Genomic DNA, 22,181 nt, shown 5'->3' on the forward strand with positions numbered 1-22,181 from the left:
TGAAGCGAGCCGGGAAACTGAGTAACCACTCGTCATCCCGAGCCGATATTCACGGCCAGTTCACAAAGTGCAGTCAGTCGCAGGACAAGCCCGAGCGAGAGTGCCGGAAACAACGCCTGATTAGCCATGATGCGTGAACTCCCCTTTCGGCGTTCACGGTAAATGCCAACCCGCTGCGGATTCTGCGCGCGGCAGCACCCGAATTATCAGGGATACGTGTAGGGTGGAGATGCACAACCGTCGGACTGTGTAGCATTAGGCTTGTTCAAGACGCTTCATATCGTCCACACCCGCGGTTGATTCCTCCTCCTGACTCAGTTTTGCTTAAGCGGTGCTTATGCCACCACAGCAAGCAGGAAGCGTCAGTCGCGACTTCGCCTGAAGGTCGAAATCTCGCTAGACACTGGAGTGGCCAACCACTCCTGACGCACCTGACACCGACCGTGAGAAGTCGTGTGTGCCGAACGCCGTTTCCGGCAGCCCGGAAACCGACGGTACTACATGAAAAGAATGCTGATTAACGCAACTCAACCCGAAGAGTTGCGTGTTGCACTGGTAGACGGCCAGCGCCTCTACGACCTGGATATCGAATCCGGTGCACGCGAGCAGAAGAAGGCCAACATCTATAAAGGCCGGATTACTCGCATCGAACCAAGCCTCGAGGCTGCCTTTGTCGATTTCGGCTCTGAGCGCCACGGCTTCCTGCCGCTGAAAGAAATCTCCCGCGAATACTTCAAGAAGTCCCCTGAAGGCCGCGTCAATATCAAGGACGTCCTGAGCGAAGGCCAGGAAGTCATCGTCCAGGTCGAAAAAGAAGAACGTGGCAACAAGGGCGCCGCCCTGACCACCTTCATCAGCCTGGCCGGTCGTTACCTGGTCCTGATGCCGAACAACCCGCGTGCCGGCGGCATTTCCCGTCGCATCGAAGGCGAAGAACGCAACGAACTGCGTGAAGCGCTGAACGGCCTGGTGGCACCTGCCGACATGGGCCTGATCGTGCGCACTGCCGGCCTGGGCCGCAGCAGCGAAGAAATGCAGTGGGACCTCGACTACCTGCTGCAACTCTGGACCGCAATCAAGGAAGCGTCCCTGGATCGTTCCGCACCTTTCCTGATCTACCAGGAAAGCAACGTGATCATCCGCGCCATCCGCGACTACCTGCGCCAGGACATCGGCGAAGTGCTGATCGACAGCGTCGAGGCCCAGGACGAAGCCCTGACCTTCATCCGCCAGGTGATGCCGCAGTACGCCAGCAAGATCAAGCTGTACGAAGACAGCGTCCCGCTGTTCAACCGCTTCCAGATCGAAAGCCAGATCGAGACCGCCTTCCAGCGCGTCGTCGAACTGCCTTCCGGCGGCTCCATCGTGATCGATCCGACCGAAGCCCTGGTGTCCATCGACATCAACTCGGCACGCGCCACCAAAGGCAGCGACATCGAAGAAACCGCGCTGCAGACCAACCTGGAAGCCGCTGAAGAAATCGCCCGCCAGCTGCGCCTGCGCGACATCGGCGGCCTGATCGTGATCGACTTCATCGACATGACCCCGGCCAAGAACCAGCGCGCCGTGGAAGAAAAAGTCCGCGAATGCCTGGAAGCCGACCGTGCCCGCGTGCAAGTCGGTCGCATCTCGCGCTTCGGCCTGCTGGAAATGTCCCGTCAGCGCCTGCGTCCGTCCCTGGGCGAAAGCAGCGGCATCGTCTGCCCACGCTGCAACGGCACCGGCATCATCCGTGACGTCGAGTCGTTGTCCCTGGCGATCCTGCGCCTGATCGAAGAAGAGGCCCTGAAGGACCGCACCGCCGAGGTCCGCGCCCAGGTGCCGATCCCGGTTGCCGCGTTCCTGCTCAACGAAAAACGCAACTCGATCACCAAGATCGAACTGCGCACCCGTGCCCGTATCGTGATCCTGCCGAACGATCACCTCGAGACGCCGCACTTCGAAGTGCAACGTCTGCGCGACGACAGCCCGGAAGCCCACACCAACCAGTCCAGCTACGAAATCGCCGCCGCCGCCGCCGAAGTCGAGGAAATCCAGCCGGCCGCCGCGACCCGCACCCTGGTTCGCCAGGAAGCCGCGGTCAAGACCGCCCCGGCCCGCGCCAACGCGCCGGTGCCGACCGAAGTGGTCGCCCCGGTGGCTGCCGCCCCGGCTCCGGTTGCCGAGCCAAGCCTATTCAAGGGCCTGGTGAAGTCCCTGGTCAGCCTGTTCGCCACCAAGGAAGAGCCGGTCGCGCCGGTCGTGGTCGAGAAACCGGCCGCCGAGCGCCCAGCCCGCAACGAAGAGCGTCGCAACGGTCGTCAGCAGAGCCGCAACCGTAATGGTCGCCGCGATGAGGAACGCAAGCCGCGCGAAGAGCGTGCGCCACGTGAAGAACGTGCACCGCGTGAACCACGCGAGGAACGCGCACCACGCGAAGAGCGTGTCCCACGTGAAGCCCGTGAAGAACGTGCACCACGCGAAGCCCGTGAAGAAACCCCGGCCGTAGCCCGTGAGGAACGCGCACCGCGCGCTCCACGCGAAGAACGTGCACCGCGTGCTCCACGTGAAGATCGCAAGCCACGTGGCGAGCGTGAAGAACGCGTGCGTGAACTGCGCGAACCGCTGGATGCCACTCCGGCAGTCGGCGCTGTCGCCGGTGCCGCTGCCGCGGTTGTCGCTGAAGAGCGTCCGGCCCGTGCCCCACGTGAAGAGCGCCAGCCACGTGCACCGCGCGAAGAACGCCAGCCACGCGCCGAACAGGCCGCCGCGGTCGGTGAAGAAGAGGAAGTGCTGCAGGGCGAAGAGCAACTGCAGGACGATGGCCAGGACAACGCCGAAGGTGGTGATCGTCCACGTCGTCGCTCCCGCGGCCAGCGTCGTCGCAGCAACCGTCGCGAGCGTCAGCGTGATGCCAACGGCAATGTGATCGAAGGCTCCGAAGAAGGCAGCGAAGGCAATCAGGGCGAAGCCAGCACTGACGAACTGGCTGCCGGCCTGGCCGTGACCGCCGCTGTCGCCAGCAGCGTGATCAGCGCACCGGCTGAAGCCGAAGCGCACCAGCAGGCTGAACGCGCTACCGCCGCCATCGAAGAGGCCCCGGCCGTCGAAGCACCGGTGGTGGAAGCGACGACTCCGGTAGAAGCGGTTGTCGCCCCGGAAGTGGAAGTGGCTCCGGTTGTCGAGGCCGCCCCGGTGGTCGAAGCGCCGGCTGAGCCCGCCGTTGCTGCCGAACTGCCAGTGTTCGTGGCACCTGAGCCAGCAGTCGAAACCCCGGTTGCTGAAACATCCGTTGTCGAAGCGCCTGTGGTCGCCGCACCGATCATTGAAGCAGCAGTCGTTGAAGCCGCGGTCGAGAAGGCTCCGGAGCCCGCCCAGGAGGTCCAGGCGACCTTCGAATGGTCCGCTGAACCAGCCGTCGTCGAAGCCGCTCCGGCGCCAGTCGCCGAACCTGTGGTTGCCGAACCGGTTGCCGCCGAGCCTGTAGTGGCTCAACCGGCTCCGGTCGAAGCGCCTGTGGTTGCCGAAGTCGCCGCGCCAGTGGTGGAAGAAGCACCGGCAGTGGTCGTGTCCAGCAATGGCCGCGCGCCGAACGACCCGCGTGAAGTGCGTCGCCGCAAGCGTGAAGAAGAAGCCCGCAAGGCTGCCGAACTGGCTGCCGCAGCTGCGGCTCCTGCCGTGGAAGCGCAGGTGGCTGCCGAACCGGTTGCCGAGGTTGTCCAGGAGACCGCTCCGGCGCCTGCTGTACACGCTGAAAGCGAACCGGCTGCGCCGACCATCGACGAGAACCTGCAATCCGTCGAAGAAGTGATCGAGCACACGCCAAAAGCCCTGGAAGAAGCCCACGAGCCTAAACCCCTCGCCTGACTCCGACGGTAATTGAGAAGCCCCGCCTGCAGCGATGCAGGCGGGGCTTTTTTATGCGTCGGGAACGTGATGCGCCGAGGACGTGGAAACGATCAGGTGTCCGTGTCGGAAAGGGGAAACACCAGGGCCGAGGGCAGATCGACATCCCAGGTGATCCCGGGGTCCTCGACCGCTACTGATTGAACCCTGGCCGTCGCGAACAGGGACTTGGCCCCACGATCCCCGGACAATCCCCGCAACGCAGCCCCGAAACCGCTCCCGAAGCCCACCGGATGGCCATATCGACCGGACAGCGTCGGCACCCGGATCAGGTCGCTGGCCATGCCTTCCAGTACCCGTACGAACGTCTGCGGCAGGATAAACGGCATATCGCCGAGCACCACCAGCCAACCGCCGGCACCGGAGGTGGCGGCGACTCCTGCGGCGATGCTCTCGCCCATCCCGGAGGAATCCAGCAACACCACCCGACAGACATGGGCGCGCGCCAGGCGAATCACTTCGGCACGATCAGGCGTGGTGACCACGATCCGCTCGCCAAGACCGCCAGGCAGGCTGCCCAGCACCTGTTCCAGCACAGGGCGCACGATCCCGTCACGCCCACGACAAGGCGCCAGCAACTTGTCCTGGTCCGCCCCGGCGACCTGCCGAAAACGGCTGCCCTGCCCCGCCGCCAGGATAATCGCCGCCGCCCGGTCACTCACTGACCGCAAGCTCCGGTTTCTTTTGCCGCAATTCCACGCCGTTCTTGATCGCGACGATCTCCGCCAGCAACGACAAGGCGATCTCCGAAGGCGTGTGACTGCCGATATGCAAGCCGATCGGCCCATGCAGGCGGGCGATGGCTTCCTCGCTCAAGCCCAGCGCCGCGAGATTGTCCCGGCGTTTGCGGCTGTTGACCCGCGAGCCCAGGGCACCAATGTAGAAGGCCCTGGAGTTCAAGGCCGTGAGCAATGCCATGTCGTCCAGCCGCGGGTCGTGCGTCAGGGCAACGATGGCGGTGCGTTCGTCGGTCTGGATATTCAGCACGGCCTCATCCGGCATGCCCGGCACAAAGCGCCCGTGGTGCTCCTCCCAGCCATGGACGAACTCCTCCCGCGGATCGCAGATCAGTACTTCGAAATCCAGCATCCGGGCCATTTCCGCCACGTACCGCGACAACTGGCCGGCGCCGATCAACAACAGGCGCCACCGGGGGCCGTAGATGGCCCGCAGGGTCTGCTCGTCGAAGACCAGGGTGTCGTGCCTGCTCGCCTCGTGCAGGGTCACCGCGCCGCTGCTCAGGTCCAGTTCCCGGGCAACGATTTCGTGAGCCTCGCAACGCCGCAGCAGTTGCGCGACCCAGTCGGGATCGTCGATCCGCTCCTCGGTCAGGCGCAGGGTTCCACCGCACGGCAGGCCGAAACGCGCCGCCTCCTCACGGGTCAGCCCGTAGGTCACCAGTTGCACCGGCGGCCCGTCCGCGGTCAGGCGGCCATCGTGCAGCCGGGCAATCAGGTCGTCCTCAATGCAGCCACCCGAGACCGAGCCGATCACCACGCCATCGCCGCGCAGGGCCAGCATCGCCCCCGGCTGCCGGGGCGCACTGCCCCAGGTCTGGACCACGCTGTACAAGACCACCCGCTGGCCGGCGCGGCGCCATTGCAGGACGCTGCGCAGGACATTCAGATCGACGCTGTCCATCAGGCCTTCGCCTTGTTCCAGCCTTGCAGCTGGTAACGCACGGGCAGGCTGCGGATCCGCTGGCCGGTGGCGGCGAAGATCGCATTGCACAGCGCCGGCGCGATCGGCGGCACGCCCGGCTCGCCGACACCACCGAGCGGCACCTCTCCCGGCGGAGTGACCAGGTGTACCGCCACCTCTTTCGGTGCCAGGGACATGCGCGCCACTTCATACATATGGAAGTTGTCCTGCTGGACCTTGCCTTCCTTGAAGCTGATTTCCCCCAGTACCGCATTGCCCAGGCCCATCACACAGGCGCCCTCGAACTGCGAGCGGATCCGCTCGGGGTTGATCTGCGGCCCGCAATCCACGGCGATATCGGCCTTGTGCACGATCAGCGTGCCATCGTCCTTGACCTCGACCTCGATGGCCGCCGCCACATAGGTGACAAAGCTGTAGTGCACCGCCAGGCCCAGCCCGCGCCCCTTGGGCAGCTTGCGTCCCCACCCCGCCGCCTTGGCCGCGGTTTCCAGCACGCCGCGCAGGCGGGCGGTGTCGATCGGGTAACGCTCGGGGGATTCGCCGTAGTTCCACTGGTCGCTCAGGGTATGCGGATCGATCTTGCGATCCGGCCCCAGCAACTTGAGCTGATAGGCCAACGGATCCTGCCCGGCCTTGTGGGCGAGTTCGTCGACAAAACTCTGGATGGCGAAACCATGGGGAATGTTCGACACCGAACGGTACCAGCCGACGCGGGTATGCACCTTCGCCTCGGGGTTTTCCAGGCGCACATTGGGAATGTCGTAGGCCATGTTGGTGAAACCCATGCCCAGCTCGAATGCCGCTTCGTTGTTCATGTTGGGCGCGAACAACGCGGTGATGCTCGGCGCCACCGTGCGGTGCAGCCAGCCGGAAGGCGTACCGTCCTTGTTCAGGCTGGCGCGCAGATACTCCGCCGAGACGGTATGGAAATAGGAATAGTGGATGTCGTCTTCGCGGGTCCATTGCACCCGCACCGCCTGGCCCGGCATCGCCTTGGCCAGGATCGCCGCCTCGATGACGTAGTCCGGCTTGGACTTGCGGCCGAACCCGCCGCCGAGCAGGGTGACATTGACGGTGACCTTGTCGAAGCCGATGCCCAGCCGCTCGGCAATCCGCTCACGGGTGACCTGCGGCGCCTGGGTCGGTGCCCAGGCTTCGCACTGGCCATCGTTGAAACGGGCGATGGCGACCATCGGCTCCATGGGTGATTGCGACAGGTGGGGCAGGTAGTAGCCGGCCTCGAAATGACTGGCGGCACGTTTCAGCGCTTCGTCGACATTGCCGGTGTTGCGCACCACCTTGCCCGGCTTGCGTGACGAGTCCTCCAGTTCCTGGCGATAGGCGATGGAGTCGTAGCTGACGTTATCGCCATTGTCCCAGACGATATTCAACGCCTCGCGCCCCTTGATCGCCGCCCAGGTATTGCTGGCGATCACCGCCACGCCGCCCAGCGGCTGGAATTCCGAAGGCAGCGGACGCGCTTCGATCTCCAGCACCTTGAGCACACCCGGGACCTTGAGCGCGGCCGCCGAATCGAAGGACTTGAGCTTGCCGCCATACACCGGCGGCCGCGCCACGGTGGCATAGAGCATGCCGTCGAAATGAATGTCGGCACCGTACAGGGCCCGGCCATTGACGATATCCGCCCCATCGATGGCCCGCGTCGACTCCTTGCCAATGTAGCGAAATTCCGCCGGCTGCTTGAGTCTCAGGCTGTCCCGGGCCGGCACCGCCAACGCGCCGGCGGCTGCCGCCAGGGCACCGTAGCCGAGTTCGCGCCCGCTCGGGCTGTGGATAACCTTGTGCAAGCGGGCCTGGCACTCGCCCACCGGGACTTTCCACTGCTGCGCCGCCGCCTGTTCGAGCATGGTCCGCGCCGCCGCGCCGCAACGTCGCATCGGCTCGTACCAATGGCGCATGCTGCGCGAGCCATCGGTATCCTGGTTGCCGAAACGCACTTCGTCCGCCGGCGCCTGGCGGACCTTGACCAGCGCCCAGTCGGCCTCCAGTTCATCGGCCACCACCATGCTCAGGCTGGTTCGCACGCCCTGGCCCATCTCGGAGCGGTTGCAGGTCACTGTCACGCTGCCATCGGCGTCGATGCTGACATAGACCTTGGGATCGTCGATCCAGCCATTGGGCATGCCATCGGCGCCGTACTTCTTCTCACCCTCGGCAAAGGCCTCGGGCAAGCCCCAGGTCGCTGCCAGCACCAGGGCACCGGTGACCCCGACCCCCTTGAGAAAGCCGCGCCGGCTGAGGTTGCTCAGGGCGAAATCGTTCAGGGACTGGCTCATGCCTTGGCCTCCTGCAGGTGCGCGGCGGCATTGTGGATCGCCGTCTTGATGCGGTTGTAGGTACCGCAGCGGCAGATATTGCCGACCATCGCTTCTTCGATCTGCTCGTCGCTGGGCTGGGGGTTGACCTTGAGCAGTGCCGTGGCGGACATGATCTGCCCGCCCTGGCAGAAGCCGCACTGCGCCACCCCGCCGTCCAGCCAGGCCTGCTGCACCGCCTGGCCGACCGGGTCGCGGTGCAAGCCGTCGATGGTGTTCACGCTCTTGCCCGCCACCGCACCGAGCGGAGTGATGCAGGAACGCGCCGGCAGGCCGTCGATGTGCACGGTGCAGGCACCGCACAGGCCCATGCCGCAGCCGAACTTGGTCCCGGTATAACCCGCCACGTCACGTATCGCCCACAGCAGCGGCATGTCCTCGGTAGCGTCCAGGGGATGGTCTTGACCATTGAGTTTCAGGGTAATCATGGGCACGCCCGCATTATTCAGGTCATGGGGGTCGAGCCATCTGCGCAGGCGCCGCACGGACGGCAGCAGATCGACTCAGGCTAATCGGCTCTTTCATGAAGTGAGTACTTCATCGGCCGTTCTTGAAAGCATTATTTACAGCGTTAACCGGCCAAGGGAAAGCCGTTTTCACAAAAAAGCCCTATGTAGTCTGACTACATAGGGCTTGGCATGGCAGCCATCAGCATAGCTTCAGTACAGGTTCGGTTCCATTTCCAGCTCGACGGCAAAGCGCTCGGCGATATCGGCCTGGATCCTGCGGGCCAGGGCGAGCAACTGCCCGCCACTGGCGCTGCCGTAATTGACCAGCACCAGCGACTGCAAGCGGTGCACACCGGCATCGCCCTCACGGAAACCTTTCCAGCCGGCAGCCTCGATCAGCCAGCCCGCCGCCAGCTTCACCTGCCCGTCAGCCTGTGGATAACCCACCAGCCCGGGATGCGCCTGCTTCAGTTCGGCGGCGTGGACCGCCGATACCAGCGGGTTCTTGAAGAAACTCCCGGCATTGCCGAGGACCGCCGGGTCGGGCAGTTTTTCGCTGCGGATACTGCAGATGGCCCGGCTGACATCACTGGCGTTCGGCTGTCTGATGCCCTGCTCGCTCAGGCGCTCGGCCACCGGACCATAGCCCAGGTGCAGGTGCTCGACCCGGCTCAGGGCGAAGCGCACACGCAGGATCAACCAGCGTCCGGCGGCATGCTTGAACAGGCTGTCGCGATAACCGAACTGGCACTCTTCCAGGGAGAACTCGCGCAACTCGCCGGTGTGCCGGTCCAGGGCGGTCAGGCCGGCGAACACGTCCTTGATCTCGACCCCGTAGGCGCCGATGTTCTGCATCGGTGCCGCGCCGACCGTGCCGGGAATCAGGCTGAGGTTTTCCAGGCCGGACCAGCCCTGGGCCAGGGTCGACAGCACGAACGGATGCCAGGGTTCACCCGCCTCCGCTTCAATGACCACCCGTTCGCCGTCATCGCTCAGCAGGCGGATGCCACGGCTGCCCATGCGCAATACCAGCGCCGGGACATCCGCCGTCAACAGCAGGTTGCTGCCACCGCCGATCACCAGCAGCGGCAGTTGCTGTTGCGCCGCATAAGCCAGGGCCTCGCGTACGTCATCGTCGTTGTGGGCCTCGGCGAACCACTGCGCGCGGACATCGACACCAAAGCTGTTATACGGCTTGAGGGAGACCCCGGCTTGCAGTTGCAGGCTCATAGACGCCCCTTGAGTTCGACGACCAGGCGGTCGCTGGCCTGTTCGATCAGGTCCAGCACCTGCTCGAAACCGTGTTCTTCGTCATAGTACGGATCCGGCACTTCCTCCACCGCACCGTCATAACGACGCAGGAACAGGTCCAGCTCGGCCTTGCCCTGGGCCGGTTGCAGCAGCTTGAGGTTGCGCAGGTTGCTCTGGTCCATGGCCAGGATCAGGTCGAAGCGGTTGAAATCCGCCGCGCTGACCTGCCGCGCGCGCTGCGCCGACAGGTCATAACCGCGCATCCGTGCCGCGCGCTGGCTGCGGCTGTCCGGCGCCTTGCCGACATGCCATTGGCCGGTCCCGGCGGAATCGACTTCGATATGCTCGGCCAGGCCGGCCTCGCGCAACTTGTGGCGCAATACACCTTCGGCCGTGGGCGAACGACAGATGTTGCCCAGGCAGACAAACAGAACCCGCATCAGGCCTCCAGCAAGCGACGAACGCGATCGAGATCCTGCTCCGTGTCGACACCGGTAGGCGGTGCCTCCAGGGCATCGGCCACATGGATCCGCACGCCGTGCCACAAGGCACGCAGCTGTTCCAGGCGCTCGGTGGTTTCCAGCCAGCACGGGCCCCAGCCGACAAAGTCATGCAGGAAGCCGGCGCGGTAGGCATAGATGCCGATATGCCGACGGAACGGCACGCCTTCGGGCATCGTCTCGCGGCTCCTGGCGAATTCATCCCGGGCCCAGGGCAAGGTGGCGCGACTGAACGTCAGGGCCAGGCCGTTGATGTCGCTGACCACCTTGACCACGTTCGGATTGAACAGGGTCTCGACGTCTTCGATCGGCTCGGCCAGCGTGGCCATGCGCGCCTCGGTGTGCGCCGCCAGGTTGGCCGCGACCTGATCGATCACCACGGGCGGGATCAGCGGCTCGTCGCCCTGGACATTCACCACAATGGCATCCGCCGCCAGTCCCAGCAGGCTGGCGACTTCGGCCAGGCGATCGGTCCCGGATTCATGATCTTCGCGGGTCAACAGCACTTCGGCGCCGAAGGCCTTGCAGGCCTCGACGATCCGCGCGTCATCTGTCGCCACTACCACCCGCTGGGCGCTGCTTTTACAGGCCTGCTCCCAGGTGTGCTGGATCATCGGCTTGCCGGCGATCAATTGCAGCGGCTTGGCTGGCAGACGCGTGGAGGAAAAACGCGCCGGAATCACGACGATGAACGGGGTGCTCATTTGTCCAGGCGCTCATCGGTGCTCAGGGTGCGGGCTTCGCTTTCGAGCATCACCGGGATGCCGTCGCGAATCGGGAATGCCAGGCCGGCGCCCTTGCTGATCAGCTCGGTCTTGTCGGCGCTGAGCTTGAGCGGCCCCTTGCAGATCGGGCAGGCGAGGATATCGAGCAGTTTGGTGTCCATGAGGGATTCCCTGGATAAAAACGGGTTTAGGGCAAAAGACGATCGGGCAACAGGCGCAGCAGTTGCGTGTCGAACCAGGCCGCGAAAGCCTCGGAAGGCAGCGCATCGACCGCCAGGTACCACCAATCGGGTGCCGCGAACGCCTGGCACTTCACCGCATCCTTTTCGGTCATGACCAGTGGTAGCGACGGCGTGAAACTCAAGGCTGCAGCGCTGTATTCGGCATGGTCGGCAAAAGCGTGGGGCACTGGCTGCCAGTGTAGCGTTTCGAGGGTGCCGAAGAAACGTTGCGGGTTGCCGATCCCGGCCACCGCGTGCAACGCCTGTCCGGGCGGAAAATGGTCGAGCGGCCGGCGTTCGCCGCTCAGCAGATTGACCAGGGCGGTCGGTCGCAGGTGGAAGGCGAAGCCGTTGTCACCATCCTCGGTGGCCCCGTTGTACAGCAGCGCATCGACACTTTGCAGGCGTTCGAGAGGTTCGCGCAACGGTCCGGCAGGCAGGCACCGGCCATTGCCCAGGCCACGGGCGGCATCGATCAGCACCAGTTCCAGGTCGCGGGCCAGGCGGTAATGCTGCAAGCCGTCATCGGAAAGGATCAGATCGAGGGTTTCGGTGGCCAGCAGGGCCTGCACCGCACGGCTGCGATCCGGGTCGATCATCAGCGGCACATCGTTGCGCCGGACGATCAGCAAGGGTTCATCGCCGGCCACCGCCGCGTCCTGGTCGGCGCGCACCCGCCACGGCAGGCTCGGCGGCCTGGCGCCATAACCCCGGCTGACCACGCCGACGCGCAGGCCACGGCGCCGGCAATGCTCGACCAGCCAGAGAATCATCGGCGTCTTGCCGGTGCCGCCGACGGTGATATTGCCGACCACGATCAACGGAACAGGAGGCTGGTAGATAGTCCCCGAGCCCGCGACAAAGCGCGCCCGCTTGCCGTCGACCACCCGGCGATACAGCCACTCCAGCGGACGCAGCAGAACCAGGGCTGGATGGCCGCTGTACCAGGCGCGCAACAGACGATCGGAAAGTGCCATCAGGGAGCCGGCGCCGCCTCGACGGTGGTCATGCGCAAATGGCTGAAGCCGAGCTTGCCGGCGGCGTCCATGGCGGTGATCACGGCCTGATGCTGGGTCTTGCCATCGGCGCTGATGGAAAGCGGCAGGTTGGTATCGCCGCCGGACTCTTTCTGCAGGGCCTCCATCAGGCTCGCCAGGTCATTTTTCGGCAACAACTGGTTGTTCACCGAGAACACCCCGTCGGCGCTGATGGCGATATCCAGTTGCTTGACCAACTGGTCTTCGGCGGGCGAGCCGCTGACCGCCTGCGGCAGGTCCACGCGCAGCTGGGTTTCGCGGGTGAAGGTGGTGGTGACCACGAAAAACAGGAGCAGGACGAAGACCACGTCGATCAGCGACGCGAGGTTGATATCGATGGTTTCCCGGGGCTTGCGGCGGAATTTCACGCTCTGCCCTCGGGCATTTCCACATCACGGTCGCCCTGTACCACCTCGACCAGCTTGATCGCCTGCTGCTCCATGCCGACCACCAGCTCGTCGATCCGGCGTTGCAGGAAGCGGTGGAAGAACACCGCCGGAATCCCCACGATCAGGCCGGAAGCCGTGGTGATCAGGGCCTTGGAGATACCACCGGCGAGGACCGCCGCGTTGGTGGTCATGCCCGAGCCCATGAACGAACTGAAAATATCGATCATGCCCAGCACCGTGCCCAGCAGGCCGAGCAACGGTGACATGGCGGCAATGGTGCCGAGGGCATTGATATAGCGCTCCAGCTCATGAATCACCCGAGCGGCGGCTTCTTCGATGCACTCCTTCATGATCTCGCGACCGTGCTTGGAGTTCGCCAGGCCCGCCGCGAGAATCTCGCCCAGGGGGGAGTCGGCCCGCAGTTGCTTGAGTTTTTCCTTGTCCAGTTGCTTATCCTTGATCCAGACCCAGACCTGCCCGAGCAGATGCTCCGGGGTCACACGACTGGCGCGCAAGGTCCACAGCCGTTCGGCAATGATGCCCAAAGCCGCGATGGAACTCAGAATGATCGGCAACATCATCCAGCCGCCGGATTTGACCAATTCCCACACAGTGACAGTCCCCTCGAAAAAGTGCGCCACTCTAACATAGGGGTCGGTCTGGCCGAAGAACGTGATGTCGCATGCTGCTGCGCTTTAATAACCCCCGGTTATTTAAATCTTGAAGCCCCCCAAGGCTCCACTGTGCCCCGCCCTCCCGCGGGAGCTGGCTTGCCTGCGAAGCGGTCTTCAACAGCGTCACCTGCCTCCAGGGCCCCTTCGCGGGCAAGCCCGCTCCTACAGTCTCCGCTCCGGGTCGCCATTCTGTGCCGGCTCAATCCTCCGCAGCCCAGCGCCAGAAGCGCCTCTGCTCACGCTGCGACCGGGCGGCGCCGAAGGCTCCCAGTTGCAGGCGCACGGCGCCCTGCTCCGCGCTGTCATGGACCTGCATGCCCAGGGCCTGGTAGCGCGCCATGACCTGCGGGTGCGGATGGCCGAAGGCATTGCCATGCCCCCGCGAGATCAACACGGCCTGGGGCGCCAGCCGCTGAAGGAAGGCCATCGAGGACGAACTGCGACTGCCGTGATGGGGCGCCTGCAGCCAGTCGCCGGCGACGGCCAGCGGACTCTGCAGGAACGCCTGTTCGGCCTGGATATCGATATCGCCGGTGAGCAGCAACCGCTCGCCACTCGCCTCGATCTGCAGGACACAGGAACGCTGGTTGCTGTCCGTGGCATCCGGCCATTGCCACAGGGCAAAGCTCACGCCGTCCCATTCCCAGCGTTCGCCGCCGACACACGACTCGGCGAACAACTGCGCCGGCAGGCCCGCGGCGTCACCGCTGAGCACCCGGCCCACCGGCAAGCCGTTGCGCACCGCCAAGGCGCCACCGGCATGGTCGGCATCGGCGTGGCTGATCAGCATCAGGTCGAGCGCCCGCACACCCAGCTTGCGCAAGGACGGCAGCACCACGCGCTGGCCCAGGTCGAAATCGCCAAAGCGTGGCCCCGCGTCATACAGCAGGTTGTGGTGCCGGGTACGCACCAGGATCGCCAGTCCCTGTCCGACATCCAGTTGCCAGACCTCGGCCTGGCCTTCTGGCATCCGGGAGGGCGGTGCCAGTACCATCAGTGCCGCCAGTGGCCAGCCCAGGGGCCGCAGCGGCACACCCGCGGGCAGCAACAGCAGCAGGATGCCCAGGCTGCCCAGCAACCAGGCCCACGGCGGGATGGCCTCCGGCAACCAGGCCGGAATCCGCAGCGCCACCTGGGCAAGCCCGAGGAACAGCAGCTCCAGCAAGCCGCCGGCCAGCCACAGCAATGCTTCACCCACCCAGGGCAGTGGCAGCAGCAAGGTGCCAAGCAAGGCCAGCGGCAACACCATGAGGCTGATCCAGGGCACCGCGATCAGGTTGACCCACGGTCCGCTGAGGCTGACGGGCAGGCCCAATACCAGCAGGAACGGCACCAGCCCGAGGGCAATGGTCCATTGCGCGCGGGTCCAGGTCTGCCAGATCCCCCAGGCACCGAGACGCCGGCTGAAGGTGAAGACCAGCACCGCCACGGCGGCAAAGGACAGCCAGAAACCCGGTCGCAGGCTCGCCAGCGGCTCGAACAGCAGGACCAGGTTCAGCGCCAGCAGCAACGGCCAGGTAGCCCCCAGGTGGCGAAAACGCAGGCGCCACAGCAGCACCAGGCCGATCATCGCGCAGGCCCGCTGCACCGGAACGCCGAACCCCGCCAGCAGGCCGTAGCCCAACGCGGCCACGAAGGCCAGGCCACAGGCCCATGGCAGCCAGGGCCGGCGCTGCGGCCACAGGCCATAACGCGCCAGCCCGGCAATCAACCCATAGACCAGGGCGGCGAAGAGCCCGATATGCTGCCCGGAAATCACCAGCAGATGGACGGTCCCGGTGTCCTGCAGGATGCGCCAGGTCTCGGCCGACAGTCCCGAGCCATCCCCCAGGACCAATGCCACCAGGGTCGCCGCCTGGCCCCGGGCCTCGACCTGCAGCATCCGCTGGCGAATCGCATCGCGCCAGGAACCCGTGGAGGGCGCCAGCAATTGCCCGTCCTTGACCGTCCCCGTGGCGCCGATCCGTTGCGCCAGCAGCCAGGCCTCACGATCGAAACCATGGGGATTGAGCAGCCCCCGCGGCGACTTGAGCTTGACCGCCAGCCGCCAGCGTTCACCACTGCCGACCGGTGGCCCGCCATACCAGGCCAGGCGGATCCGCCGCGGCAGCACGCCTCGCCGCGCCGTCGCGTCCGCCAGCTCAAAGCGCTGCACGGCATCGCCCGGCTGCGGCAAGCCGACCACTCGCCCTTCGAGCCACAGCGTCTGGCCGTCGAGGGCCGGCGCCAGACGATCAGCCAGGGCCCAGTGCGCCTGCAGGCAGGCCCAACTGAAACCGAACAGGAACAAGGCGACGGGATAGCTGCGAAACGGCAACAGCATCAGGCCGACCAGCGACAGCACCGGCAGCATTCCGACAGGCGGCAACTGCGGCAAAAACCGCAAGGCCAGCAATCCAGCCGCCAGCGCCAGCATCCCTGTGCGCATTCCCCACTCCTTGAACCGGTCCCCAGTTCTCGGAATAGCCCGCCTGCCCGGCAGGTGCTTTATTAATTGTCACAAAGTCTGAATTGGCCGTACGTAGAATCCGGGCATACTGCCCGCTTGAACCGACCGAGAAGCCTTATGCCGCGTCGCTTATTCAAACGCTACATGCCCGACCCGGACAGCATCCGGGAACACAGGCACTTACGATTCTTCGGCAAACTGCTTCACGATCCGAACCTCTGGCACCTCAATCGGCACTCGGTGGCCCGGGCCATGGCGGTCGGTCTGTTCGCCGCGTTGATGCCGATCCCGTTGCAGATGTTGCTGGCGGCGTGCCTGGCGATCTGGGTGCGCGGCAACTTGCCGATTGCAGTCAGCCTGGTGTGGCTGACCAATCCGCTGACCATGCCGCCGATCTTCTACTGCACCTACCAGATCGGTGCCTGGGTCATGGCGGTGCCCCCGCGCAGCCTGCCGGACGAACTGACCTGGGACTGGATCAGCGGCCAGCTGGCGACGCTGTGGCAACCCTTCTTGCTCGGATCGGTGATTCTCGGGCTGTTGCTGGCCGCATTGGGCTACTGCGTAACCATGGGTTACTGGCGGTGGTGGGTGGCGCGGCAGTGGAAGAGGCGTCGGGAACAACGCCGCAAGGGATAACGCACGTTCTGCGTCACAACAGAGGACGCGGAGCGTCCTGCGCGGCATTCCCACGCGGAGCGTGGGAACGATCATCAGGCCAGTGCTACTGGCGCATGCCGCGGCCGCTGACCAGCAACCGCGCACAACCGACATACAACACCACCGTAGCCACCAGCATGAAGGTGATCGCCACGCTGATGCGGATATCCGATACGCCGAGGATGCCGTAGCGGAAGGCGTTGACCATATGCAGCACCGGGTTGGCCAGCGAAACGCTCTGCCAGAACGGTGGCAGCAAGGTGATCGAGTAGAACACCCCGCCCAGGTAGGTCAACGGCGTCAGCACGAAAGTCGGGATAATCGAGATATCGTCGAAGTTGCGTGCAAAGACCGCGTTGATGAAGCCCAGGAGCGAGAAGATCGTCGCGGTCAGCACCACCACCAGCACGGTCACGCCCAGGTGATGGACCTGCAGATGGGTGAAGAACAGCGACAGCAGGGTCACGATGATCCCCACCATAAGGCCGCGCAACACACCGCCGAGGGTGTAGCCGATCAGGATCGTATGGGGTGAAACCGGCGATACCATCAGCTCTTCGATCGAACGCTGGAACTTGCTGCCGAAGAAGCTCGAGACCACGTTGCCGTAGGAGTTGGTGATCACCGACATCATGATCAGCCCCGGCACGATGTACTCCATATAGGTGAACCCGCCCATATCGCCGATCTGCCGGCCGATCAGGTTCCCGAAGATCACGAAGTACAGGACCATGGTGATCGCCGGGGGCAGCAGGGTCTGCGGCCAGATCCGGGTAAAACGCTTCACCTCGCGGTAAACGATGGTGTTGAGGGCGACCAGGTTGGGTTGCAGCTCCGAACTCATACCGCCACCTTCGACAGGTTTTTTTCCACCAGGGACACGAACAACTCCTCGAGGCGATTGGTTTTGTTACGCAGGCTGAGGACTTCGATCTGCTGCGTGGCCAATTGGCTGAACAGCGCGGTGATGCCCACCGCCTTGTCGACCTGCACTTCCAGGGTGTGGCTGTCGAGCAGCTTGCTCGGGTAGCCGATCAACGCCGGCGCGACCGTCTGGGCATGCTTGAGGTCGAGCAGGAAGGTCTCGACATGCAGTTGGCTGAGCAACTGGCGCATGCTGGTGTTTTCGACAATGGTGCCGTGGTCGATGATGCCGATGTTACGGCACAGCTGCTCAGCCTCTTCCAGGTAATGGGTGGTGAGGATGATGGTGATGCCTTTCTCGTTCAGTTCGGTGAGGAAGGTCCACATCGAGCGACGCAGCTCGATGTCCACCCCGGCCGTCGGTTCGTCGAGGATCAGCAGGCGCGGTTCGTGAACCAGGGCGCGGGCGATCATCAGCCGGCGCTTCATGCCGCCGGACAACGAACGCGACGGCACATCGCGCTTGTCCCACAGGCCCAGCTGGGTCAGGTACTGCTCGGCGCGTTCCTTGGCGATCTTCGCCGGAATGCCGTAGTAGCCGGCCTGGGTCACGACGATATCGAAGGTTTTCTCGAACTGGTTGAAGTTGAACTCCTGGGGCACCACGCCGATGCTGCGCTTGAGCGCCGCCGGGGATTTGTCCAGGTCGTTGCCAAAGATATTCACCGTGCCGCTGGTCTTGTTCACCAGGGTCGAGAGAATGCCGATGGTCGTGGATTTGCCGGCACCGTTGGGGCCGAGCAAGGCGAAAAAGTCACCTTCGGCGACATCCAGATCGATACCACTCAGGGCCTGGAAACCGTTGCCGTAGGTTTTGGTTAGCTGCCGGATGGACAGAGCGGAACTCATATCGGATTCATGCACCAAGAAGGGAAGAAAGTTCTAAATAAGGGCAAGCCTGCTCGAAAACAATAGCGGCGCGCCAGCACTATGGTGCTTGGCAGCGCCGCACAAGTACAGCAACCCGCGTTAATAGTGGGTATTAAGTCAACGCTGTCATGACTGCCCGCTGGTAGGCCGGACGTTGTTTCAGACGCTCGTACCAGGCACTCAAATGGGGCAGCGACGGGCGCTCGATGGGCATTTCGAACCAGGCATAGATAAAGCTGCCGAGGGGAATATCACCCATGCCGATCTCGTTGCCGGACAGGTACGGTTGCCCGGCCAGCGCCTGATCGACCGTGGCCAGCAGTTCGCTGCAGGTTTTCAACGAGGCATTGATGGCCGTCCAGTCCTGTTGCTCGGCCGGGGTGCGCAACACGCCCCAGAACACCCCGCGAAACGGCGTGGCAAAGGATGAGGTGGTCCAGTCCATCCATTTCTCGGCGCTGGCCCGCGCCTGCAGGTCATCGACATACCAGGCGGAACCGGCGGCATGCCTGGCGGCCAGGTAACGCACGATGGTATTGGACTCCCACAGGACAAAATCGCCGTCCTCGATCATGGGGACCAGGCCGTTGGGATTTTTCTCGCGGTACTGCGGCGTGCCAACGACCCCGAAGGCACCACCGGCATCGATGGCCTCGTAGGACAGGCCCAGTTCTTCGGCAATCCACAGCGCCTTTCTGACATTCGACGAATTTTTCCGACCCCAGATCTTCAGCATGACGGCCTCTCGTTGGATAAATGCCGAGGCAGTCTACGCCCGATCAGCCACGACTCAAATCGTTGCGCATGTCGCCACGCAGGGAAATCGCGTCGGGGGCGAACAGATGCGGATAACACTCGGCCAGGTGCCCGTAGAACAGCGATTCGGGCACATCGGCAAACTGCCCGTGGTCGCGCAGGTATTCCATATGCCGCTGGCCACCCTGGGTGTAGGGGTGGAACACACTGTCGCTCAGGCCGTCGAATTCCAGCGGTATCACCCCGAAGGTTTCGCACAGGCCGCGGTCGAAGGCCGGCGTGGCCTTGACCCAGCGTCCGTCCAGATAGAACTCGGTGTAGCCGTGCATGGCGAACACCTCGCTCTTGAGCAACTCCAGCACCCGTGGCGTCGACAAGTGATTGCGCACATCCGCCAGGCCGATCCGCGCCGGTATCCCGCAATGCCGGGCGCTGGCGGCGAGCAAGGTGGCCTTGGGCACGCAGTAGCTCTGCCCCACCGCCAGGGCATGACTGCCGCGCAGGGTGTCGGGATTGCGGCTGAAGGCGTAGATGTTGTAGCGGATCTCGTCGCGCACCGCGTAATACAGGCGAATGGCCTGCTCCCGAGGATCGCGACCGGCGCCCCGGCGACTTTCGGCGAACTCCACCACCGCCGGGTGGTCACTATCGATGAAGCGTCCTGGATTCAGATACTCGTGCATGGCCGCAGTCTCCCCTGGGAAGCCTCGAGTCTAGCCCTCGACCTGGCGCGCCGATAACGACGATTCGGCCAAGTCACAGACCAACCGGGGGTTTCCTGCAACGACTCGAAGGCTTTGGACGTTCAGGGATTACCGCCATTCAAATGATTTTTCCCACAGATTTAGACATACAGCTCTGACACCCCGCCTAGCAGATGCCGACTAAGCTCTGGGATGTTTTTGCCCTGTCTTCACGGAGGATTGAATATGTTGCTGTTGTGGATACTGGTTCTGCTGCTTGGCGTCGCCTACCTGGCGCACCGGCGCATCGCCCCGCTTCCCGCGCTTGGCGTGGTGGCCGTGTACCTCGTCGCACTGGGTATTTTTGTCCACGGCCATGGCTGGCTGAAGCTGGTCCTGTGGCTCATCCTCGCCGCCGTGGCGCTGCCGCTGTTGCTGCCCGACCTGCGGCGCCGGCTCTTCACCGCCCCGCTGTTCGCCTGGTTCCAGAAAGTCCTGCCACCGATGTCCGAGACCGAGCGCGACGCCATCGACGCCGGCACGGTCTGGTGGGACGGCGAACTGTTCAGCGGTCGTCCAGACTGGAACAAACTGCTGGCCTATCCCAAGGCGCAGTTGAGCGAAGAAGAACAGGCCTTTATCGATGGCCCGACCGAAGAGCTCTGCGCCATGGTCAGCGACTGGCAGATCGGCCAGGCCATGGACCTGCCGCCCGCCGCCTGGGAACACATCAAGCAGCACGGTTTCTTTGCCCTGATCATTCCCAAGGAGTTTGGCGGCAAGGGCTTTTCCGCCTATGCCCACTCCCAGGTGGCGATGAAGCTGGCGACCCGCAGCGGCGACCTCGCTTCCACCGTCATGGTCCCCAACTCCCTGGGGCCGGCGGAATTGCTGCTGCATTACGGCACCGACGAACAACGCAATCACTACCTGCCGCGGTTGGCCCGTGGCGACGATATCCCGTGTTTTGCCCTGACCGGTCCGCTGGCCGGCTCCGACGCCGGCTCGATGCCGGACACCGGGGTGATCTGCAAGGGTGAGTGGCAAGGCCAGGAAGTCCTCGGCCTGCGCCTGAACTGGGAAAAACGCTATATCACCCTCGGCCCGGTCGCGACCTTGCTCGGCCTGGCCTTCAAGGCCCATGACCCGGATCACCTGCTGGGCGAGGAAGAGGACCTGGGCATCAGCCTGGCGTTGATTCCCACCGATACCCCCGGTGTCGAGATCGGTCGTCGCCACCTGCCCCTGGGCGCCGCCTTCATGAACGGTCCGAACTCCGGCAAGGATGTGTTCATTCCCCTGGAATTCCTTATCGGCGGCCAGGAAATGCTCGGCAAAGGCTGGATGATGCTGATGAACTGCCTGTCGGTGGGCCGTTCGATCTCCCTGCCGGCGGTCGGTACCGGCGCGGCCAAGTTCACCAGCCTGGTCACCGGCCAGTACGCCCAGGTTCGCGAACAGTTCAATGTGCCGCTGTCGGCCTTCGAGGGGATCCAGGAAGCCCTGGCGCGAATCGGCGGCAATGCCTGGCTGATGGACAGCGCGCGGATGCTCACCGCCAACGCCGTGGACCTGGGGGAAAAACCCTCGGTGCTGTCGGCGATCCTCAAGTACCACCTGACCGAGCGCGGTCGCGAGTGCATCAGCCACGCCATGGACGTCCACGGCGGCAAGGGCATCATCATGGGCCCGAACAATTACCTGGGCCGCAGTTGGCAAGGCGCGCCGATCTTCATCACCGTGGAGGGCGCGAACATCCTCTCGCGCAACCTGATGATCTTCGGCCAGGGCGCCATCCGCTGCCATCCGTTCGTGCTCAAGGAAATGGCCCTGGCCGGACGCGAAGACCGTGACCAGGCGCTGCTGGAGTTCGACGGCCTGCTGCTCAGGCATATCGGCTTTGCCGTGAGCAATGCCGCCAGCACCCTGGTCCTGAACCTCGGGCTCGGCCACTTCGAGTCGACCCCGGGCAACCGCCTCAGCCAGGGCTATTTCCGCGCGCTGAATCGCCAGGCGGCGGCCTTCGCCCTGCTCGCGGACCTGAGCATGATGCTGCTCGGCGGCGAATTGAAACGTCGCGAGCGCCTGTCGGCCCGCCTGGGCGATGTGCTCAGCCATCTGTACCTGGCCTCGGCGGCGCTCAAGCGCTACCACGACCTGGATTCGCCGGAGTACCTCGAGCCGCTGTTCACCTGGGCCATGGAAGAAAGCCTCGGCCACTCGGAGCGGGCGCTGGACGAACTGCTGCGCAACTTCCCCAGCCGGCTGTTCGGCTGCCTGTTGCGGGTCATCGTGTTCCCGTTCGGCCGTCGCCATACCGGACCGTCGGATGCCCTCGATGCCGCGGTCGCCGCGGTACTCGGCCGGGCCAAGGGCGATCCGGCCCTGGAAGCGGTGCTTGCCGGCTGCTATCGCCCGCAATCGGCGGACGATCCGGTCGGCGCGTTGCAGCAGGCCTATGACCTGCTGGGTGCCAGCCACGAGTTGCAGAAGAAACTGCACGCCGGGCTCAAGGCCGGCCAGGTCAGGCCGGCGGCCGGCGAATCGGCCATCGACGCGGCCCTGGAAGCCGGGGTGCTGCAACCGGCCGAGGCCGAGGCCCTGCGCAAGGCCGAAGCCGCGCGACGCAAGGTCATCGATGTGGATGACTTCAGCAAGGAGGAACTGAGCCAGAGCGCCGGCAAGGTGCGCTAGCGGGACAACACGGGCG

The 22,181-nt window shown here is 64.5% G+C and carries 19 protein-coding genes; 3 read left to right on the top strand and 16 right to left on the bottom strand.

Features of this window, described 5'->3' with window-relative positions:
• Window positions 1-501 precede the first annotated feature (501 nt).
• Entirely contained in the window at window positions 502-3,846 is a 3,345-nt protein-coding gene (gene rne / locus HX881_RS14475) for a ribonuclease E (protein ID WP_177085144.1), read from the top strand.
• Window positions 3,847-3,938: 92 nt separating this feature from the next.
• Here rne and HX881_RS14480 read toward each other — a convergent pair whose 3' ends face one another.
• The 12 genes from HX881_RS14480 to HX881_RS14535 all read right to left on the bottom strand — a co-directional run bounded on the left by HX881_RS14480 (window position 3,939) and on the right by HX881_RS14535 (window position 15,557).
• Entirely contained in the window at window positions 3,939-4,547 is a 609-nt protein-coding gene (locus HX881_RS14480; protein ID WP_177085409.1) for an NTP transferase domain-containing protein, read from the bottom strand.
• Window positions 4,540-5,526, bottom strand: coding sequence for an XdhC family protein (locus HX881_RS14485; RefSeq protein ID WP_177085146.1), 987 nt, complete (start codon window positions 5,524-5,526; stop codon window positions 4,540-4,542). The genes HX881_RS14480 and HX881_RS14485 overlap by 8 nt, the downstream gene beginning before the upstream one ends.
• Window positions 5,526-7,844 (bottom strand): xanthine dehydrogenase family protein molybdopterin-binding subunit, encoded by a 2,319-nt coding sequence (locus HX881_RS14490; protein WP_177085148.1) that lies wholly within the window; start codon window positions 7,842-7,844, stop codon window positions 5,526-5,528. The genes HX881_RS14485 and HX881_RS14490 overlap by 1 nt, the downstream gene beginning before the upstream one ends.
• Window positions 7,841-8,311, bottom strand: coding sequence for a (2Fe-2S)-binding protein (locus HX881_RS14495; RefSeq protein ID WP_017126390.1), 471 nt, complete (start codon window positions 8,309-8,311; stop codon window positions 7,841-7,843). Before HX881_RS14495 ends, HX881_RS14490 begins: the two co-directional genes overlap by 4 nt.
• Window positions 8,312-8,542: 231 nt before the next feature.
• A complete protein-coding gene (gene murB / locus HX881_RS14500) occupies window positions 8,543-9,562 on the bottom strand; it encodes a UDP-N-acetylmuramate dehydrogenase (protein WP_177085150.1) in 1,020 nt (339 codons plus the stop codon).
• Window positions 9,559-10,023: a low molecular weight protein-tyrosine-phosphatase gene (locus tag HX881_RS14505; protein WP_017126388.1), complete on the bottom strand. Its 465-nt coding sequence runs from the start codon at window positions 10,021-10,023 to the stop codon at window positions 9,559-9,561. Before HX881_RS14505 ends, murB begins: the two co-directional genes overlap by 4 nt.
• A complete protein-coding gene (gene kdsB, locus HX881_RS14510) occupies window positions 10,023-10,787 on the bottom strand; it encodes a 3-deoxy-manno-octulosonate cytidylyltransferase (protein ID WP_177085152.1) in 765 nt (254 codons plus the stop codon). The genes HX881_RS14505 and kdsB overlap by 1 nt, the downstream gene beginning before the upstream one ends.
• Window positions 10,784-10,969: a Trm112 family protein gene (locus HX881_RS14515; RefSeq protein ID WP_010447200.1), complete on the bottom strand. Its 186-nt coding sequence runs from the start codon at window positions 10,967-10,969 to the stop codon at window positions 10,784-10,786. Before HX881_RS14515 ends, kdsB begins: the two co-directional genes overlap by 4 nt.
• A gap of 26 nt (window positions 10,970-10,995) precedes the next feature.
• Window positions 10,996-12,006, bottom strand: a complete 1,011-nt coding sequence (gene lpxK, locus HX881_RS14520; RefSeq protein ID WP_177085154.1) for a tetraacyldisaccharide 4'-kinase — start codon at window positions 12,004-12,006, stop codon at window positions 10,996-10,998.
• Window positions 12,006-12,434, bottom strand: coding sequence for an ExbD/TolR family protein (locus HX881_RS14525; protein WP_017126385.1), 429 nt, complete (start codon window positions 12,432-12,434; stop codon window positions 12,006-12,008). Before HX881_RS14525 ends, lpxK begins: the two co-directional genes overlap by 1 nt.
• Window positions 12,431-13,066: a MotA/TolQ/ExbB proton channel family protein gene (locus HX881_RS14530; RefSeq protein ID WP_017126384.1), complete on the bottom strand. Its 636-nt coding sequence runs from the start codon at window positions 13,064-13,066 to the stop codon at window positions 12,431-12,433. The genes HX881_RS14525 and HX881_RS14530 overlap by 4 nt, the downstream gene beginning before the upstream one ends.
• Before the next feature lie 262 nt (window positions 13,067-13,328).
• Complete coding sequence (locus tag HX881_RS14535) at window positions 13,329-15,557, bottom strand: DNA internalization-related competence protein ComEC/Rec2 (protein WP_177085156.1); 2,229 nt, start codon at window positions 15,555-15,557, stop codon at window positions 13,329-13,331.
• A 138-nt stretch (window positions 15,558-15,695) separates the two neighbouring features.
• On the opposite strand from HX881_RS14535, the gene HX881_RS14540 reads away from it, so the two are divergent.
• Window positions 15,696-16,217 carry a DUF2062 domain-containing protein gene (locus HX881_RS14540; RefSeq protein ID WP_017126381.1) on the top strand — a complete coding sequence of 174 codons (522 nt, stop codon included), beginning with the start codon at window positions 15,696-15,698 and terminating at the stop codon, window positions 16,215-16,217.
• Between the two features lie 85 nt (window positions 16,218-16,302).
• On the opposite strand, the gene HX881_RS14545 is transcribed toward HX881_RS14540, so the two are convergent.
• From HX881_RS14545 to HX881_RS14560, 4 genes are all read right to left on the bottom strand, one after another.
• Window positions 16,303-17,082 carry an ABC transporter permease gene (locus HX881_RS14545; protein ID WP_017126380.1) on the bottom strand — a complete coding sequence of 260 codons (780 nt, stop codon included), beginning with the start codon at window positions 17,080-17,082 and terminating at the stop codon, window positions 16,303-16,305.
• Window positions 17,079-18,011, bottom strand: a complete 933-nt coding sequence (locus HX881_RS14550; RefSeq protein WP_017126379.1) for an ABC transporter ATP-binding protein — start codon at window positions 18,009-18,011, stop codon at window positions 17,079-17,081. The genes HX881_RS14545 and HX881_RS14550 overlap by 4 nt, the downstream gene beginning before the upstream one ends.
• A 133-nt stretch (window positions 18,012-18,144) precedes the next feature.
• Window positions 18,145-18,768, bottom strand: coding sequence for a glutathione S-transferase (locus HX881_RS14555; protein WP_177085158.1), 624 nt, complete (start codon window positions 18,766-18,768; stop codon window positions 18,145-18,147).
• A 43-nt stretch (window positions 18,769-18,811) separates the two neighbouring features.
• A complete protein-coding gene (locus tag HX881_RS14560; RefSeq protein ID WP_177085160.1) occupies window positions 18,812-19,471 on the bottom strand; it encodes a transglutaminase-like domain-containing protein in 660 nt (219 codons plus the stop codon).
• Window positions 19,472-19,717: 246 nt separating this feature from the next.
• Between HX881_RS14560 and HX881_RS14565 the strand changes: the two genes are divergently transcribed.
• The gene (locus tag HX881_RS14565) at window positions 19,718-22,165 is read left to right on the top strand and encodes an acyl-CoA dehydrogenase (protein ID WP_177085162.1); all 2,448 of its coding nucleotides are present in this window, start codon (window positions 19,718-19,720) and stop codon (window positions 22,163-22,165) included.
• The last annotated feature ends 16 nt before the right edge of the window (window positions 22,166-22,181 follow it).

Origin of the sequence: Pseudomonas gingeri, assembly GCF_013386115.1 — a bacterium.
Taxonomy (GTDB): Bacteria; Pseudomonadota; Gammaproteobacteria; order Pseudomonadales; family Pseudomonadaceae; genus Aquipseudomonas; species Aquipseudomonas gingeri.